General features: G+C 36.8%; 17 protein-coding genes. 3 read left to right on the top strand and 14 right to left on the bottom strand.

The window, feature by feature from the left end:
• Positions 1–251 precede the first annotated feature (251 nt).
• The 4 genes from ytpR to ABH968_RS14850 all read right to left on the bottom strand — a co-directional run bounded on the left by ytpR (position 252) and on the right by ABH968_RS14850 (position 3,717).
• Positions 252–866, bottom strand: coding sequence for a YtpR family tRNA-binding protein (ytpR, locus tag ABH968_RS14865; protein ID WP_370045086.1), 615 nt, complete (start codon positions 864–866; stop codon positions 252–254).
• Positions 863–1,687: a DUF1444 domain-containing protein gene (locus ABH968_RS14860; RefSeq protein WP_370045085.1), complete on the bottom strand. Its 825-nt coding sequence runs from the start codon at positions 1,685–1,687 to the stop codon at positions 863–865. Before ABH968_RS14860 ends, ytpR begins: the two co-directional genes overlap by 4 nt.
• 359 nt (positions 1,688–2,046) lie before the next feature.
• A complete protein-coding gene (locus ABH968_RS14855; RefSeq protein ID WP_370045083.1) occupies positions 2,047–2,568 on the bottom strand; it encodes a DUF84 family protein in 522 nt (173 codons plus the stop codon).
• A gap of 72 nt (positions 2,569–2,640) precedes the next feature.
• The gene (locus ABH968_RS14850; RefSeq protein ID WP_370045081.1) at positions 2,641–3,717 is read right to left on the bottom strand and encodes a M42 family metallopeptidase; all 1,077 of its coding nucleotides are present in this window, start codon (positions 3,715–3,717) and stop codon (positions 2,641–2,643) included.
• Positions 3,718–3,999: 282 nt separating this feature from the next.
• On the opposite strand from ABH968_RS14850, the gene ABH968_RS14845 reads away from it, so the two are divergent.
• Positions 4,000–4,314: a hypothetical protein gene (locus ABH968_RS14845; protein ID WP_370045079.1), complete on the top strand. Its 315-nt coding sequence runs from the start codon at positions 4,000–4,002 to the stop codon at positions 4,312–4,314.
• Positions 4,315–4,395: 81 nt separating this feature from the next.
• On the opposite strand, the gene ABH968_RS14840 is transcribed toward ABH968_RS14845, so the two are convergent.
• The 7 genes from ABH968_RS14840 to pepV form a co-directional block, all read right to left on the bottom strand.
• On the bottom strand, positions 4,396–5,622 hold the full coding sequence (locus ABH968_RS14840; protein WP_370045077.1) for a carboxylate--amine ligase: 1,227 nt from the start codon (positions 5,620–5,622) through the stop codon (positions 4,396–4,398).
• Positions 5,623–6,124: 502 nt separating this feature from the next.
• The gene (locus ABH968_RS14835) at positions 6,125–6,988 is read right to left on the bottom strand and encodes a YtnP family quorum-quenching lactonase (RefSeq protein ID WP_370045075.1); all 864 of its coding nucleotides are present in this window, start codon (positions 6,986–6,988) and stop codon (positions 6,125–6,127) included.
• 11 nt (positions 6,989–6,999) lie between these two features.
• Positions 7,000–7,647, bottom strand: a complete 648-nt coding sequence (gene trmB, locus ABH968_RS14830; RefSeq protein ID WP_370045073.1) for a tRNA (guanosine(46)-N7)-methyltransferase TrmB — start codon at positions 7,645–7,647, stop codon at positions 7,000–7,002.
• 94 nt (positions 7,648–7,741) lie between these two features.
• Positions 7,742–8,692 carry a diacylglycerol/lipid kinase family protein gene (locus ABH968_RS14825; RefSeq protein ID WP_370045071.1) on the bottom strand — a complete coding sequence of 317 codons (951 nt, stop codon included), beginning with the start codon at positions 8,690–8,692 and terminating at the stop codon, positions 7,742–7,744.
• Between the two features lie 3 nt (positions 8,693–8,695).
• Positions 8,696–9,700, bottom strand: coding sequence for a nuclease-related domain-containing protein (locus tag ABH968_RS14820; protein WP_370045070.1), 1,005 nt, complete (start codon positions 9,698–9,700; stop codon positions 8,696–8,698).
• Positions 9,701–10,000: 300 nt separating this feature from the next.
• Positions 10,001–10,855 carry a D-amino-acid transaminase gene (gene dat, locus ABH968_RS14815; RefSeq protein WP_370045068.1) on the bottom strand — a complete coding sequence of 285 codons (855 nt, stop codon included), beginning with the start codon at positions 10,853–10,855 and terminating at the stop codon, positions 10,001–10,003.
• 27 nt (positions 10,856–10,882) lie between these two features.
• Positions 10,883–12,289: a dipeptidase PepV gene (gene pepV / locus ABH968_RS14810; protein WP_370045066.1), complete on the bottom strand. Its 1,407-nt coding sequence runs from the start codon at positions 12,287–12,289 to the stop codon at positions 10,883–10,885.
• A gap of 353 nt (positions 12,290–12,642) precedes the next feature.
• On the opposite strand from pepV, the gene ABH968_RS14805 reads away from it, so the two are divergent.
• Positions 12,643–12,864: a DeoR family transcriptional regulator gene (locus ABH968_RS14805; RefSeq protein WP_036118795.1), complete on the top strand. Its 222-nt coding sequence runs from the start codon at positions 12,643–12,645 to the stop codon at positions 12,862–12,864.
• Positions 12,865–13,571: 707 nt separating this feature from the next.
• Positions 13,572–14,747: an MDR family MFS transporter gene (locus ABH968_RS14800; protein ID WP_370045064.1), complete on the top strand. Its 1,176-nt coding sequence runs from the start codon at positions 13,572–13,574 to the stop codon at positions 14,745–14,747.
• A gap of 102 nt (positions 14,748–14,849) precedes the next feature.
• Here ABH968_RS14800 and ABH968_RS14795 read toward each other — a convergent pair whose 3' ends face one another.
• From ABH968_RS14795 to ABH968_RS14785, 3 genes are all read right to left on the bottom strand, one after another.
• Positions 14,850–16,379, bottom strand: a complete 1,530-nt coding sequence (locus ABH968_RS14795; protein WP_370045062.1) for a GGDEF domain-containing protein — start codon at positions 16,377–16,379, stop codon at positions 14,850–14,852.
• 174 nt (positions 16,380–16,553) lie between these two features.
• Positions 16,554–17,267 carry a pseudouridine synthase gene (locus tag ABH968_RS14790; protein WP_370045061.1) on the bottom strand — a complete coding sequence of 238 codons (714 nt, stop codon included), beginning with the start codon at positions 17,265–17,267 and terminating at the stop codon, positions 16,554–16,556.
• 9 nt (positions 17,268–17,276) lie between these two features.
• Positions 17,277–18,890 (bottom strand): putative polysaccharide biosynthesis protein, encoded by a 1,614-nt coding sequence (locus tag ABH968_RS14785; protein ID WP_370045059.1) that lies wholly within the window; start codon positions 18,888–18,890, stop codon positions 17,277–17,279.
• Between the last annotated feature and the right edge of the window lie 222 nt (positions 18,891–19,112).

Here is a 19,112-nt window from a genome sequence, read left to right as displayed (position 1 = left end):
ACAATGTCTATAACAAAAAGCATACCATAAAAATGTTATAGAAACTTGCATTTAGAGGCTCATTCTAGACAAAAAAATCGTTATGTTACTAGCATATTAGTAGCATAACGATTTTAAGTACATATAATCAATTTTGTCTTGGCGTTAATTGTGCTATCGCACAGAAAACACTTGTTGCTGTCGCTGCGCTTTCGCTACAGAAAACATTTGTCGCTTCGCTTTCACACAGCTAAAGAGTGCTTCCGAAGGCTTTATCTAGCTGGCGTTTCAAACGCACTACCAGTTATCGCATCTTCTGATAACACTAAAATCCCTTTTTCAGAAGGTGCATTTGGTATTGCTAATTCGCGTGCTGAACATAGCATACCGTAGGATTCAACACCTCGCAAATTACCCTCTTTAATAAGCATTCCAGAAGGCATTACTGCACCAATTTTGGCTACGACAACCTTTTGACCTGTTTCCACATTCGGTGCGCCACATACAATTTGTAATGTTTCTTCACCTACGTTTACAGAACAAATGTTTAGTTTATCAGCATTTGGATGCTTGTCCTTTGTTTCTACATAGCCTACGACAAATTTTGGAGAAAAATCTACATCAAGGCTGATTACAGCTCCATTTTTTGCAATAGCTGCCTCTAGCTGTGCTACTAATTCTGGAGTAACTTCAACTAGACCTTTTGCATCAGTTTGAATATAGTTGCTAGCATTAAATAAATTAAATGCTTTAATTTCTCCTGTTTGTGCTTCCTTTAAAATAGCGATATCACCTGCAAGTTCTACCTCTGTTTTCACGATTGATTCTGTTGCTAATTGTACTAGCAATACATCTCCTACATGCTCTTTGTTGTAAAATACATTCATTGTTTCTCTTGCTCCTTTTTAACTCTGTTTTTTGCTAATATAAAGATTGGTTCTAGCTCCCCATCTTCATAAATAAAAGATAATGACGTAATCGGTACTGTACCGACAGCGAAGAAATGCATCGTCATCTGCGCTAATACATCATACCCTGTTTCATTACGAATATCACCTACTATTAATACATCCTGATGTGGCACAGATAACGTCATGTCACCCTCAATGTTAGTTTGCATTTCTTTCAAAAAGCTTTCATTTAAAATGCGACTTGCATCGTAGCCATCATTAGCATTAACAAAATAGAAAGTATTCCCTGAAACTTCATCTTTCTTATAAACAGTTGGCAGTTGCTTAACAGAAAATCGTGCCATTTCACGAATTTGCTCTACTGTTAATTGTAGTACCTCTAACATGGATTCATCAATAAAACGATAGGTTTTTCCTAAATCAAGCGCATAAAATATACGAGTTTCAGCTGTATGTTCAGTAGTGATGAATGCATGTCCCTCCTTCGAGGCTTGAGGGTAGGATGTTGCGCGAATAACTGGATAAATTTGAGTAGTCGTTTGGAATCCTTGTTCCACCTCTTGCTCCATAGCATTAAAGGTTTGCTCGATTGTATAAACGACTTCATCGATTGCAGCGCCTTGCTTATCATTATATTTTGTTAAAATGCCTGGTAGAGATAGCTCCATCCCTTTACCAATTTTTTTATGGTTTAAGCGTAATTTATCGTGCTTTTTATCAAATTCAAAATCAAACTTATCTTCATTCAATCGTTGTTTTAATAGGGTCACAAGTTGTTCTGATTTAATTTGTTTCACCTAGCTCATACCCTTTCTTCTAAATTAATTTATATTTTTGGCGTAATTACCGCTGTCGCGCAGAAATAAATTATCACAGGTTGTGACGTTTATAAACTGGGTACCCTTCAAAAGGAATTATACCTTTATTCAGCTCATCAACAATAGAGGTAGAAGTCTAATGTAGCTTAATATTTGTTAAATGAGAGAAAACGGCTCACATGTTTGTGAACCGTTCTGTTCAAAACTATCCAATTACTTAATCTTAACCGAATGAACGACTTTCGTCATCTCGTATAAATTATCTTATATTTTTCTATTTTTAAAAAATTATTTTAAAGTTGCATCTTCGCCATTCCATTATCACTAATCAAAAGAAACTAGTCATGTGCTAATGTGAATAAATATTGGCCAATAAGAAGCGAAACTATATGCTCAAACATCATCTGACGACTTACTAACCCTTGTGTGAAAACACCTACAGCTCCCGCACCTTGTCGGATATCTCGGCGTTGTGTATAGTGCTCCATTACAGGCCCAAGTTCCTTCCCAGCTCTTATTTCCTGGGCAATTTCTTCTGGTAATATAATTTGTGCGCCAGCAGCTGTATAGGTTGTGCCATTTGATACTGTAAGTGCTCCCCAGTTACAAACGTACATAACACCATCAATTTCAGTCACTCCACCCTCTAGTCCAAACGATAATTGCGCATCCGTGTTATTGATGGCGTTTTTCGAACGGTTAATTGCTCCCAATCGTGTTTCTTCATGAGTCATCGGTTGATCAGATACTTGTGAAGCAGCCTTAACATAGGTGAAATTTGGTTTATCAAAATATTTTCTAGCTATAACTTCAACTGCCTCTGTTTTTGCTTTGTTTTTTGTACCAATAGTTATGTTCATTTTCTTAATCCCTCTTTCTTCGCATAGAAAAAGATGCCCCTAAAGGCATCTTTTAATTTCTGTGGAATCACTTTACACATTAGCGCGAATCGTTGCTAATGTCGAACGATCTGCTTTCTTCACTAGTTCCACAATTAAAGCTTTTGCAGCTGCATAGTCATCAATATGAATAATTGACGCAGACGTATGAATATAGCGTGAGCAAACACCAATTACTGCACTAGGAACACCGTCATTTGCCGTGTGCACACGTCCTGCATCCGTACCACCTTGTGATACAAAATATTGATAAGGGATATTATTCGTTTCCGCAGTATCTAAGATGAATTCACGCATGCCTCTATGTGTAACCATCGTACGGTCAAGAATACGTAATAATGTCCCTTTTCCAAGCTGACCAAATTGATTTTTTTCTCCTGACATATCATTTGCAGGTGAAGCATCTAGAGCAAAAAATAAATCTGGTTTAATCATATTTGCGGACACTTGAGCACCTCGCAAACCAACTTCCTCCATAACATTCGCACCTGAATATAAATGTGAGGCTAGCTTTTCATCCTTAACTTCTTTCATCAATTCAATTGCCAATCCACAGCCATAGCGGTTATCCCAAGCTTTGGCCATAATTTTCTTCGGATTGGCCATTGGTGTAAATGGGCAGACAGGGATAATTGATTGACCTGGACGAACACCAAGTGCAATAGCATCTTCTTTATTGTCTGCACCAACATCTATAAGCATATTTTTAATATCCATCGGTTTAGAACGTTCAGCATCGGTTAATAAATGTGGTGGTATGGATGAAATCACACCTGGAATCGCGCCATTTTTGGTAAATACCTCAACGCGTTGCGCTAGCATTACCTGATTCCACCAACCACCTAATGTTTGAAAGCGGATCATCCCGTTATCGGTAATAGAAGTAACCATGAATGCCACTTCATCCATATGACCAGCAACCAACACTTTTGGTGCATCAGCAACTTCACTACGCTTCACACCGAAAATACCCCCTAAATTATCCTGAACGATCTCATCCGAGTACTTTTCCAACTCAGACCGCATGAATGCACGTACCGCATGTTCATTACCCGGTGCGCCTGGTAATTCTGTTAGTGTTTTAAATAATTGTAATGTTTCTTCATTCATGATGACTCTCTCTCCCCACGAAGTAGAATATTCTTCCTTGCCATTGTAACATATTTATCTATATTCATCAGAAAACTCCCATTTTTCAATGAGTAGCAAGATAAATGAAAGTGTAGTTATCTTTAAAGTTTATCCCAAATTTGCTCAGTGCAAAAGCGAAGTATCCGGGCAATTACCAAGTTCGAAATATTGATACATTTCCTAAAAAGTGCTAAAGTGTGAACGTGCATTCACTCTGTATGCTATGTTAAAATGGAGCTATAGAAAAAGGAGGAAAAAAGCATGAAATTACGTGATTTTTTAATTGGTGTTGCTACTGGCCTAGCCGCCGCAGTCATTGTTAAAGAAGCAAGTGAAAAGGTTTCTCCGTATGTACCTGCAGGACAAGTACTTGAAAACATAAAAAAGGAATTTAAAAAGGATTCACCGATTGACGGTTCTTGGATTTTTATGAAAACAGACAATTTCTCAAACGGCATTATGACTATTCCGGTATACCGTGGAGGTATCTCTCGTTTGCATGAAGGCGAAATGCAAACATTTGAATTTGCTGCTGACGCTCGCTCAGGTGTTGTAGTAGAACTCATAGAAGTATAACGTTACTCAACAATACACGAACAAAAATTATAGAACCCCACAAAAGAAGCCATCTCATTTATTGGAGATGGCTTCTTTGTTTTACTCAGACAATCCTTTATTGTTGAAGTATTTTTTATATTTTCGATAATAATTTAAATTATTTAACGTTAGTTTCACCCAACGTTTCGCATTCATATCTTGATTAAAGTAAAGAGAGTTTGTATATTTCCCTTCACGAATTAGTTTTTTAGCTTCTAGTTTAAGCTTTTCATTTGATGCATATTTGAATAGTACACCCTTAGGAATGATCATCCATAAATGCTTGTCCTGAACATAAGTTACTTCCTGTTCAATATTTAACATATGGTCATCAGCTACATACTTCATTAAATTATGACCACTTGCTGTTACATAATAGCTAGAGCGGCCATTACGTAAGTTAATTTCAAACAACTTATACTGTTTGTCACGCATATCGTATTTCATATCGAAGTTAGCAAAGCCTGTATAACCGATATCCTCTAAGAAGACGCGTACTTGGTCCATTAACTCATTATCGTATGTTGTAATAATGGCTGCATAACTACCGATCCCTTCAGGTGAGTGCTCCTCTAAGATTGGGTTTCCTAGACACATTAGCTTCACTTTGCCATCTTTCCCTACATACGCATTTAATACACGCATATAAGAATCATCACCTGGAATGAATTCTTGAATAATCATTGTATCCTGATAAGTTGAGCTATAGATTGCTTTTAAAATAGCTGTTTTTTCTGCTTCATCATGTGCAACGAATACTTTTTTCTTACCTGGGAATTTACATGCCCAGTATTCCACCGAGTTAGATGCTTTTAAAATAATTGGGTAATCAAATGGTGGTGTAAAGTTTTCGTAATTGTCTGCTGTTACAGTCGTCGTACCTGGATATTTAAAATCGTACTTATCACACATTTTATAGAAATTTTCTTTTAATAAAATTTCATCCATAAGTGATTCATCAATGTATGGTACTGTAAAATGTTCCTGCAATGCTGGTTTATTTTTGATAATAAGCTTTGCATAATCATCTCCACAAGCTAACAACAGTAGTTTTTTATCCGTATATTTTTTTGCGACCTTTGCAAGTGCAGGTGCAAATACATCCTGTTCATTTAAGCGATCAATCTCTTGGAAATTTATAATATGACTATCTTGCGTTGCCGTTAAATGTGAACGCCCTAATACAAGTGGTTTAATACCATATGCCTCATAAAATGCACGTGCCATACCATATGCATTCATATCTGATCCTAGTAATACTGGTAAAAATGGTTGCTCAGTTGCCATGTAATTTCAACTCTCTTTTGTGTTTTAGTATAGCTTTTAGTGTATCATATTTTCCAAGATGTTCACGAAAAAAGTGTCAAAAAAATGGAGTATAGATAAATAAGCTCTTCACCATAACGTGTGGTTGATTTCCGTTCCGGCTGGACGCTTTCCTGGGGGCGTCCAGCCTCCACTCCAATCAACCTTTTCACATAGAATGTATCTATGGCTTGTCACTCTAATTTATAGTAATAAAGCAAAACTTCAGCAAGATGTTTTTTGTGCGAAAGCGAAGCGACAGCAACAAGATGTTTTTTGTGCGAAAGCGAAGCGACAGCAACAAGATGTTTTTTGTGCGAAAGCAAAGCGACAGCAACAATTGCTTTTATATACGAAAACATAGTGATAGTAAAGGAAGCGGCTCGAAGCCCCCCCACATTAATTACCTTAATTTTATTGACACAATAGTTTTCAACACTATGAAAAAAACGTGCGAACACAAAAGGTTCACACGTTCTATTTATTAGAATGTAATAACAGCTTGTCTGCTGCGTTCTAGTTTATCTACAATTTCTTTACCTGTTTCATCCCATTTAATCATGCGGTAATACGCATCATGGTAGAAGATAAAGCCGTAGCCATTCGCAAGTGCTTCTTTCATTATACGTTCCTTCGCAAAGACACTCGCCATTGGATAATCGTCATACGCTAAAACCCATAATGGATTTTGATGTGCATGCGTCGGCATAATATCTGCCATATGCAATAATACCTCGCCATTTTGAGTTAATTTTATAATGGCATGTCCATCACTATGACCACCAGTATGGATCATTTCAATACCCGGAGCTACCTCTAACGCACCTTCATACGTTTCTACTAAGTGCTGAACTGGCTCCCAGTTTTCTTTCCAATACGTATTTTTCGAGCGAATATTTGGCTCACGCATTTCATCCCACTCGATTTTCGTTACAAAGATTTTTGCATTCGGGAATGTTGGTACAAGTACATCATCTTCCCATTGCGTTAGACCGCCAGCATGGTCAAAATGTAAATGCGTCATTAATACTGCATCAATATCAGCTGTTGTTAATCCTAGCTCCTGTAAGCTAGCCGCTAATGTTGATTCCTCAGTAACCCCAAAGTTACGTAGCTGTTTTTCATTTAATTTGTTAAAGCCAACGCCTGTATCAACAATATAGTTTTTACCTTCATACTGAATTAATATTGGTTCAGTTGGTAACTCGATTTGATTTTTTTCGTTGACTGGATATTTGCGTGACCAAAGTGGTTTTGGTACAACACCAAACATTGCACCGCCATCAAGGCAAGTGACACCCCCGTTTAGCCATGATAATGACATTTTGTGAAACTTTAACTCATCCATCCATACTCCCCCTATTTAGTAAAGAATTGCGATTCTAGACGATAAATTGGCTGTCCTTTAGCAGAAAATTTCTCCTCATATTCAGTCATAACATTATCCTCAGGCATATTCGCATGTAGGTCGAGTGATACATACTTTAGTAACATACCATATTCAGACATACTCATTAATGAATACTCAAACAAACCACGGTTGTCCGTTTTAAAATGGATTTCCCCCTCATCCACTAAAATCGACTCATATAATTTCAAAAAATCCCCGTGCATTAAACGTCGCTTAGCATGGCGCGTTTTCGGCCAAGGATCTGAGAAATTCAGATACACACGCTCTACATCATTTTTTCCAAAATATTTATATAAATCTGCGCCATTTACTTTTAATAATCGTAAATTCGCTGGAGATTTAGCCTCTAAAATTTTTTCTAATGCACAAACAATTACACTGTCATAAAGCTCGATGCCAATATAATTTATATCCGGATTTTGTAAGGCCATACCTGTGACAAATTGACCTTTCCCAGTACCTACTTCAATATGTAATGGGTTGTCATTTCCGAAAACAGCCTGCCAATTTCCTTTAAAGTCTTCAGGATTTGGAACAATCACCTCTGGATGATTCGTAAGCATTTCCTCCGCCCAAGGCTTATTTCTTAATCTCAATTTTTTTCCTCATTTCTTTCTCGTGAAATTATTAATTTTTTATAGTATAACGTATAACTATAAAATTCGCATGAAATTATTGCGAAATGATATTTTAGTGATGGGCCATTTTTTTATGTTCCTTTGATATAACCTGCCAAGCATTACGTTGCACTGTACAATGAATATTCGTTCCGTCTCTAATTTCCCCTATATAGTTACCATCTGTATGACAATCAACGTCATTTCCGTGCACGAAAATGTTAAATTGATTGCCTTGCAAAAAAGTAATCTCTTTAAATTTTGTATGTTTTTCAAAAAACACAGTAACAAATACTAGCAGCAATTTAAGTCGTGAAATACCATGAACGATTGTTATTTCGATTAGTCCATCATCAGGTTTCGAAGAAGGAGAAATTTTCATACCCCCTCCGAAATAAGGTTGATTGCTCATCGCAACAAACCATGCCTGCTGAAATCGCCATTCTTTATTGTCAGTACGAATAGTTACATCAAAGCGTCTAAAGCTAAATAGCCCTCTTACAACAGCCGCAGCATAGGATAGCTTGCCGAGCCCTATTTTATTGAGGTAAAACTTTAAACGGGATTTATTAATACGTTTTGTAACAAATGCATCAAAGCCCACTCCAGCATTATTGACAAATAACTCGTGCTGTGGATCTCCAAACTGAACGGCACCAACGTCCATTGGGAGGTTAGCCATTTCTGTTTGTATATAGCTTTCAATTTGAAAAGCATTTTGAAATGTAGTAAAGTATCGTGCGAAATCATTTCCAGAGCCCGCACGGACTACACCAATCACTATAAATTTATTATGTACAACACCACTAACAACCTCATGTATTGTGCCGTCACCGCCAACAATAACAATTAATTTTTTTGTTTGAACATCTTGCGCCCAATTTTTTGCAAGTTCCTGTCCATGTCCCTCATATTCTGTAAAGGCGACTTCATAGTTCATTGTTAAATGCTGTTGAAGGTGATGCCAAATTTTCTTACCTTTGCCGTGCCCTGCTGCTTCGTTCACAATAAATAATACTTGCATTCACTAATCCCCGACTGGTTGAGAAGATTGCTGCCAAATATCTCGATTAAAGGATGTTGTTTGTACGTTGTTTAAAATCGTTTGAGAAGCACGAATTTGCATATGCTTCATAGGAGAGGATACTTTCCTTAAATGCTCCATCCACTCTCCATAATTTCGACGATCAACAAATTGAATTCCGTAAGGTGACCCTGGATAATCGAAATAGCCATTCTGTGTTAAAATAACCTTGCGAATTGGCATGTTTATATCGTCCTGTTTAAATAATTGAGTTAATACAGATTCCATACGATTTAAACTTATCATCGGATTAAGGACTTTTGAATCCTTCGTTCCTACTTTTTTTATCCAGAATCGCTCACTGCCTCCCACATAAACTGCTTGATTTTCCGCTTCTAGCACTGTTATACAAATACATTCTGTCGGTGACATTAGCACGACATCAAGCTCTATGGGTGCTTTTCTAATTTGTAAAATAGGATAATAAAAAAGCAAATAATTATCCGGTAATTTTTGTAACAAATTTCGTAGTAAGGGGTCGCGCGTAAAACGAGGATCTACATACGACTTTTCACGTAATGTTGAACTTGCCCATTTCATTTGGAAATGGAAAAATTGATCGATAAACATTCGTTTTAATTCATGAACAGATTGAGGTGCATAGACAATTTTTGGTTCAAACGTTAAAGTCGTTTCTTCTTCTGGTATGCTATCTTCATCACTCACTAGTTCATTCGTTATTTCTATTTGTTCAATGTCCTCATTTTCTTCCTTCTGACGACCTGCAAATATCTTTTTGAATAAAGAGAATCTCTCTTTTTCTGCGAAAGAATCATTTTCTGAATCGTCGTCGGTATGTTGCCACTCACTAATTTCTTCTCCTAACTCCCACTGTCGCTTAACACGCTCCCATTGACTTTTCTTTAAGCGTACAAATTGTGTTGGATATCTTGCTAAATCAATTTGATAGCGTGAAGTATAATCTTGTATTTTCACCAATTGTGCCATGTTAAGGTCACTCCAATCTTACTCGCTCTATATCTAATTTGCTAATTTCCCACTATTGCTTGGAAGGTAAACCAATTACAATCTCAATTTCACCTTATAGCTTTCGCGTTGCTGACTATAGATAAATAGACATTTGCATTCATTACATCGACATTTGCTCTTTGACTTTAAATCCCGATAGTAATTATTCTGTAGTTATCTTTTTTATTTTACATGACGTTTCATGAGAAAACATCCATAATTTGTTCTATAGAAAAAGAGAACTACCCAAGTTTTAGGTAGCTCTCTTAGAAGATTCATTTATTTCGCATCAATAGAAAGCGGTAATTTTGCCTCGAAAGCTTGCTGTAATTTACGAGTCCATTCACCTGGAACTCCAGCACCGATTTTGTTTCCATCAACATCGATAACAGGTGTTACTTCAGAAGATACAGATGACACAATTACTTCATCCATTGTTAATAAATCAGCCTTTGTCATTGGTTCTTCAATAACAGATAAATTAATTTCCTCAGCACATTTCAAAATAACTTGGCGTGTAATACCGTTTAAAATGAAGTTATTTGCAGGGTGTGTATAAAGCTTACCATCTTTAATGCCGTAAACATTTGCTGATGAACATTCTGTTACGATGTCACCGCGATGTAAAATAGCTTCATAGCAACCTTTTTCAGATGCTTCCTGTTTTGCCAGTAAAGCACCTAATAAGTTTAAAGATTTAATATCACAACGTAACCAACGAATATCCTCTACAAAGGTAGCCTTAACACCTTTTTCAAAATTTTCATATGAACGCTCGCCAACTTTAACATTCCCTGTTAATACAGCCGGAACACTTGCATCTGGGAAAATGTGATTACGAGAAGTTGTACCACGTGTGATTTGGAAGTAAACATGACCCGTTTCCAAATTATTTTTTTCGATAAGTTCATGTAATAATTTGTGTAATACGTCTTTAGTATAAGGAATGACAAGACGAATTTTTTCGGCACTCGCATAGAAACGATCAATGTGTTCTTGTGCTGTGAACATATTTCCGTTATAAACTTTAATTACTTCATAAATGCCGTCACCAAATTGGTAACCTCTGTCTTCTGGAGATACTGCAATAGATCCTTCTTCAACGATTTGATCATTCCATAATGAATATGCCATGTTTCATTCATCCTTTTCATCTTTAAGTTATTTGTTTCCTGCAAGTTCAACAATTGCTTCAGCATAAATAGCTGTTGCTTTTATGAGATTTTCAATGACAACAAACTCATCCGCACGATGCGCAACGTCAGGTTCACCTGGGAATAGCATGCCAAATGCCACACCTTTTTTCATCACACGTGCATACGTACCACCACCTGTAGAAAGTAAAGGCGTTTCATAATCTCCTGTTTGACGTCTATAAATACCTGCTAAAGTCTGGATAAATGCATCGTCCTCGCTTACATAATGAGGTTTTGAGTCATCTTGAATATCCAATGAAAATCCTTTTGCCACAGCTAAACGCTGTGCTTCCGTAATTTTTTCATCAAACGGATATGTGACAGAATAACGCATGCTAATTACCATACTGCCACCTTTAGCCACATCATAGGTTACAATGCCTGGATTTAATGTAGTTTTACCAGACATTTCGTCCTCAAATTGTAAATCAAGCTTGTTACCATAATGATCTTGATAAAAAACATCTGCGGTAAAGTCGACAAATTGTTTACTTGCCTCTGTCGTCAACTCTTGTTGTAAAAATGCTGTAAGATAAACAGCTGCATTGACACCTTTTTCCGGCTCCATTGCATGGGCTGCTTTACCTTTGATAGTTATTATATAGTGAGAACCCTCGATTAATAAAGAGCCTTCTAGCTGATTTTTGCTTAAAAATGTGTGAAAATTCTGTTCGAACTGTGGGGAAACAAACTGCACCGTTGCTTTTGCAAAATCAGGTACCATATTTGGTCGCTTTCCAGCATTAAATAATAATAGCTGTTCTTTCGAAGCATCACCTGTTTTATTTTGAGAGAACACTAGCTCTGCAATGCCTTTTTCAGCATTGATGAGTGGGAAATCCGCATCTGGTGCAAATCCAATCGCCGGCATTTCCTCATGTTTAAAATAGTGGTCGACACAGCGGAAGCCTGTTTCTTCATCCGTACCGATAATCATCCGTACTCTTTTATTAAGCTTAATGCCTGCATCTTTGACAAGTTTCATGGCCATCCATGCCGCAATTGTTGGGCCTTTATCATCTATTGCACCACGAGCAAATAGCTTACCATCTGCTACAGTGCCGCTAAAAGGTGGGTATGTCCAATTAGATTCATCACCAACCGGTACTACGTCAACATGACATAAAATACCTAATAAATCATCACCTTCACCCATCTGTATGTGACCTGCATAATTATCGATATTTTTCGTTTGCAGTCCTTCAACTTGGCCCTTTGCTAATAACCATTCAAGAGCCTTTAGTGGACCATCACCAAAAGGTACTTCAGTAGTAATCGTATTCTCATCGAGAACACTATTAATTTGCACAAGCTCCTGTAACTCTTGTATCAATTCATCTTGCCTTTCCTTTGCAGCTTGTAACCAATCCATTTGATGTACCTCCCTCAATGTATTAACATTATTCTACTCTTTACAACGTAAATTACAATCATCTTTCTGACAACTTTTCTAAATCTTACTTTGAACGCTACCACATATAGCACGTTTTTCACTTATTCCCACAAAATACAGTATAAATTTTATGTCTTAATTGTAAATTTCCCTTGCATTCACTAGAAAATTGACTAGCTTTTCTATATAATGAAGTTATCAGAATAATTCTGACCTATAAAATTAGAAAAGGGGATGTCTAAGGCAGCTACTTATTAGCCTAAGTGCACTCCGCACATATTGTCGTCCGCTAGTCTTTGCCAAGAGAATTAAGATGAAGGAGTGGTTCATTTATGAAACCAACTACTGATCGAATGCTTAATCGTATTAAAGACGTGTACATGTTTATTTTAGACAAAGGAACCGTGTCTACACAGGATTTAGTCGAAGAGTTTAGTATCACTCCTCGCACTGTTCAAAGAGATTTGAACGTGTTAGCCTTTAACGATTTGGTGATGAGTCCAAGTCGAGGCAAATGGACAACGACGAAGAAAAAAGTAAAAATGACGTCTTAGTTTTTACGTGTAACACGTAAAGCATTTTGTATGGGAAAAGAATGACCTTTCGTCGTGGTCATTCTTTTTTTGTTTTCTACTCTTTTTTGATTCCCCACAATTTCTCAAGCTTCCAAGTAAATTACCTCTCAAAAGATTGCGATTACTTTTAGTGAAATTTCCACTAATCATGAAATTCATTATTTATGGTATTCATCATCAAAAGTTGAGGATAACATTATTTTAAAAGTATGCCATGTATATAAGTTGATTGGAGTGGAGACTGGGCGACTCCTTGGGGATCAGCAATCAGAGGAACGAAGGCTAAAACCATCACGTCCTGTGATAACGCCTTCGTGACCAACATCGTGTTGGCCCAAGCGGCTCATCGGACGCCCCCAGGAAGCTTTGCTCTGTGCGAAAGCGAAGCGGCAGCAACAAAAATGTTTTATCTGCGCGAAAGCGAAGCGTCAGCGACAAATGTTTTATCTGCGCGAAAGCGAAGCGTCAGCGAAGCGTCAGCGACAAAGCGCCCAGTCGGAACGGAAATCAACAACACGTTATGGTGATGAACCTTATTTATGCAAAGCACTATATTTGCTAAAAATTCATGTATTTTTATTACAATTCGTTTTCTCAGCGTTATCTTTTAAATGTTTTTTGACTATTTACAATTGATTAATAATCCGTTAAAATCGAAACATTCTACATTTTGAGAGGAGGATTCTATGAAACTTCCCAAACTGTTTCATCCACTTGTTTGGATTATTTTAGGGGGAACTATTTTCACACGCATTGCAAGTTTTATGGCAATGCCCTTTTTAGCAATTTACTTACATAATGAAATTGAAGCATCCCCTTTACAAATAGGCTTGACGATTGGTATTGCACCGCTAATCTCCACTGTAGGCGGATTCTTTGGTGGTTATTTAACTGACCGATTTGGTAGAAAAAACGTCATTTTGCTTACGATTATTGTTTGGAGCATGGTGTTCTTTGGCTTTGCAACAGCACAAACGATTTGGTTCTTTGTAGCATTGAACGCCCTTAATGGCTTATGTCGCTCCTTCTTTGAACCCTCGACACAGGCATTAATGATTGATTTTACTCCTGCTGACAAACGAAAAAGATTGTTTTCGTTTCGTTACACAGCCATTAACATAGCCGCTGTTATCGGTCCTATTATTGGTGTTTATATTTCTCAATTGTCCAGCCCAAGTATTCCATTCATGCTGACAGGGACTATGTATATTATTTATGCCGTATTTTTATTTTTCGTTTTAAATCGCTATGAAATGCAACAACCAAAAGCTTCAACACCAACGAAAATACTGCAAACCTTTACGATTCTATTAACAAATCGTGTACTACTAAGCTTTATTTTTGGGGCAATTTTAATAAATATTGGTTACTCTCAATTTGATTCAACATTGCCACAAATCATTGAACTTAAAATTGAAGATGGTGCCAAGCTCTATTCTCTACTAATCTCGCTAAATGCAGCAGTTGTGTTATTACTACAATTACCGATTAGTATACTTTCAGAACGTTTTTCATCGACAGCTACTCTATTAGTAGGGATTCTGTTCTTCGCGTTTGGTCTTTTATTATTTGGCTTCTCAAATAACTATCCGTTATATATTATCGCTATGATTATATTCACGATTGGTGAAATTTTCGCCTTTCCGACTATGAATGTCATGATTGATGAAATTGCGCCTGATACACAAAAGGGAACCTATTTAGGAGCAGCTCAATTTAAAAATTTAGGGGGCTTTCTTGGACCAATTCTTGGTGGGTGGCTGTTAACACATTATATGAACGCACTGTTTGCGATCATTGCTGCGCTTGTTTTATGCAGTTGTCTATTTTATAGATCAAAGCTTAAGCCGCAACAGGAATAAGACTTTAGACAAAAAATCGCTCCAGTTCTATAACCGAATCCTAGGCATTCGAAATACTTGCTTGGACTCACTGTAATAGTAATGGAGCGAATGATTATAAAATTATTTAAAGTGGCTTTTGCTTCCTTCATCGGCAGCAGCTTCTTTATAACTTGTGTATTGGTCTTTACCAGCATTTTTCGATTGATATAATGCCTTATCTGCACGCTCAAATAAGCTTCTTTCTGACTCCTCAGGATGAATGCAAATTGCACCGCCCATACTGACTGAAAGTACAGACCATCTATCAACAGAAACTTTATCCGCATACTTCAAGAGACGAATTTTCTCCAAAATTGAACTTGCTAATTTTTCCATATTTTCATCTTTCGTATCATATAAAACAATGGCAAATTCATCTCCACCAAATCTAACAACAAAGCCGTTATTCCCTACTTCTTGTTTTAAAGTTCTTGCTGTTTCAATCAGAATTTTATCACCTTCGACATGTCCAAATCGATCATTTACTTGTTTAAAATTATCTAAATCTAACAGCAATAAACCAGGTTGATTTGTCTTCCTTTTTCTTAATAAATTATCCATTTTTCTAATATAGGTAGCACGATTATAAACATTTGTTAATGGATCATATGTTGCGAGATGAATCGTTTTGGAAAGGAGTTTGTTGATGACTAATAGCATGATGAAAGAAGTTACTAAGGCAATACAAAGCAAAATCCGAAACTGCTTTGTATTTTTAGTTAGCGCTCTTATTTCTGTTAAATTCCCATATTTTACATACACAACTCTTTGAGAGGCTTCTCCCCGATCCGTTTCTGCTTTATATGGTAAAAAACGGTATGTCTCGATATAGCCATTTTTAAACTCCTTTTGATATTCCGTTGGCTCCATCGTTTTTTTTGCTAGCTTAAAATGCTCTTGAAACATTTTCGATTGATCACTTACAGTTATTTTACGGGATTTAGAATTATCAAAGAAAACCCCTCCCGCATTTATCGTTTGTACTTCTAACAAATCAGCATATTTATCAATTAGATAGTTTGCAGTCTTTTCGAAGTTAAAGGTTTGAAATACAGGATCATCAAGTAAGTCTATTCCTACCTCAAATAAATATTTTTTGTCGGGTGTTGCTAAATAGGCAAATTTCCGATATCCCCCAGTGGTTGTTGAAATATCTATACCATCATTGTAGTATTCCCCGCTTGCTCGACGTTCGTCTAGTAAAGTGGAAAAACGTGTGCAGCATTGCGAAAAATCTAAACCTTTATCTTTTTCAAAAGTTGTATAAATTACGGTATTTGATTTGTCGAGTACGTACACATCCATTCCATGTTCGTTTTTTATTTTCTGCAAATCCCACTTTGCTATATGTGGGTTTTCTTCATAAAACGTAATTAGTTCACGTAGTACTTCTTCCATTTTGCCAGAGATATCTTTATCAAAATAAAAATGTGCATTATCTACAGTTTCCATATCTGTCAGAATATGATTTTCAATTAATGTTCTATTCAAAACTTCTTGTTTTTCTATGTCCGCCGTAAGTATTTGCCTATTGAAATAAAAAATTACAGCCACCAGTATTAATGCAAAGGTAATTAAAGATATTAATAATTTCATTCTTAGGTTTTTCATGAACTTACCCTCTACTTATTTTCACCATCATTTTTTCTGAAACATTTAGAGATTTATTAGTACGATAGACTAAATGGCTTTTCACTAAAAGTTATATTAATTATATTATTACTGGTATAAGTATGTATATAAAAAATACCTCGACACTAATCGTCGTTAGCATCGAGGAATTCTTTAATCCCTATTTTGTAAGCAGGCTAGCTCTTCAGCGGTTAATTCTCGATATTCACCTAAAGCTAGACTATCATCTAGCTTTAGGCTTCCCATCGATAGGCGTTTTAAATACGTTACACGTTTACCAACAGCTTCAAACATACGCTTCACCTGATGAAACTTACCTTCTTGGATCGTTAACTCAATTTCTGATTGCTGAGCAGATTTTAATATGATGAGCTCTCCTGGTTTTGTTACATAACCATCGTCTAGCTCAACACCTTGAGCAAATTTCTCACAGTCTTCCTCAGTCACAATTCCTTCTATTTGTGCATAGTAAACCTTCGGCACATGTTTTTTAGGAGACAATAAATTATGTGCTAATATGCCATCATTTGTTATCAGCAATAATCCCTCTGTATCTTTATCTAGGCGACCTACTGGGAAAGGCTGGAAATGTTGATGTAAAGGCTCTAACAACTCGATGACAGTTTCATCTCGTAAATCTTCCGTTGCAGAAATAACTCCAGGAGGCTTATTCATCATAAAGTATACAAATTCTGTATATATAACACGTTCACCAAATACGGAGACCTCCTGCTTTTCAGGGTCAACTTGTAATGCTGCATCTTTCACATATGCCCCATCCACAGTCACTGCTTTTTGCTTTAGAAGCTGCTTAACTTCCTTGCGTGACCCGTAACCCATATTCGATAGTAATTTATCTAATCGCATTAGTACCTCCTATTTAAATCCCAGTTTGTTCGTAATTCTTGTCAATCGTTCACCGAGAAGTTTTTGTGCTAAGCCTAGGCGTAAAGAAAGATAGCCATATACTGCTACACCTACTCCAGCACAAATAACAGAATAAACTAATGCAGAGAATTTACCACTTACTGGTCCCATTAATAACACTAAAAGTTTATGAACGATTAGTACACTTACCGCCATTGCCGCTGTCAAAAGAGAAATGAGCATGACACGACGAATAACCATTTCTGATTTGTAGTTCAGTGCCTTTCGTAGCACAAGCATATTAATGATAATTGAAACACTATAGCCAATAGCTGTAGCAAGAAGTGCGCCATCTGCCTCCATCCAACGAATTAACGGAATGTTAATCGCTAGCTTGACGAAAATTCCAGTTAATAAGCTAAAGACAATCCACTTTTGGAAGTCAATGCCCTGTAAAAGAGCGGCTGTTACTTGGAATAATGCAAATAAAATAGCAACAGGTGCATAATGGGCTAAAATCATAGCCCCCATCTCACTTTCAGTATAAAGCATAAAGTATATTTCATTCGATAACAATGAAATTCCAACTACCGCAGGCAATGTAATAAAAATTAATATTTGATATGTTTTATCCATTGCATGTCGGAGCGATAAATATTCACCTTGAGTAAAGTATTTTGTAATCGTCGGTACTAGTGCCGACGAAAAACCTGTAGCTAACATTACTGGGATAATGACAACCTTTTGTGTTGTAAAGTTAATCATTGATAAATACTTATCCGTTACTTCCGCTAAGCCTATAGATATCATAGCTCCATTAAATGTTAGCATATCTACTAATTGGAATAATGGATTAGCTACGCCTACAAACACCATTGGAATCGAATACGTAATTACTTCTTTATATATGTTGGACATTGGTAGCTGCGTAGACGTCACACTTTGACTGCGCAGCAAATCAAATTCAGGTTGATATTTCTTCCAATAATAATAAAGTACTAGCAACCCACCAATTGCCCCAATAAAGGCAGCAAATACTGCAAAGGAAACAGCCGTTTCTGGTTTCCCATTGAAAACTACCACAACTAAGAATGAACCACCCAGTAACACAACAATACGAACAATTTGCTCCACTAACTGAGAAACCGCTGTAGGCTCCATTTTGTCATAGCCTTGGAAAAATCCACGCCAAAGGCTCATAAATGGCACGACAATTAACGCAAAGCTAACCCAACGAATAACCGAAGCAATTTGCTCTACCGTAAATGCCTGTTCATCACTTTTTATAACAAGACCCGCTATTGGCGTAGCTAACATAAAGAGAACAATAAATGCCGCTAACCCCGTACACATCATTATAAGTATGCCTGATTTCATAAGCTTGCGTCCTGATTGGTAATCACCCATTGCATTGTATTTAGAAACAAACTTGGATACAGCAATTGGCGCACCTGAGATGGCTATTGCTAGCATTATCGAATAGGGAATATATGCATATTGATAGAGGGCAACATTTTCCTCACCCACAATCGCATAAAAAGGAAAAATATAAATTAATCCGAGCACCTTTGATAAAAACATTCCCATTGTTAATATCGCGGTACCTTTCATTAAATTGGACATCGTACCCATCCATTCATCGTAAAATCAATATTTTCATTATCGTAACACTTATAAAATATTTGCTGTTAAATATGCTTATTTCAGCACAAGTAGAGCAGGCGTTTTTCAAAAAATTCGAGGTTTAACCTGCTTCTTGAGAGCTCTTTCTGCTACCCGAGCACTTTTACTGGGTACCTGAGCACTTTCTTCTGCTACCCGAGCACTTTTACAGGATTGTTTCAA

Source organism: Lysinibacillus sp. RC79 (assembly GCF_041262405.1).
Classification (GTDB): domain Bacteria; phylum Bacillota; class Bacilli; order Bacillales_A; family Planococcaceae; genus Lysinibacillus.
The sequence above is the reverse complement of the archived record's forward strand: the minus strand, read 5'-3'. Positions and strand labels throughout refer to the sequence as shown.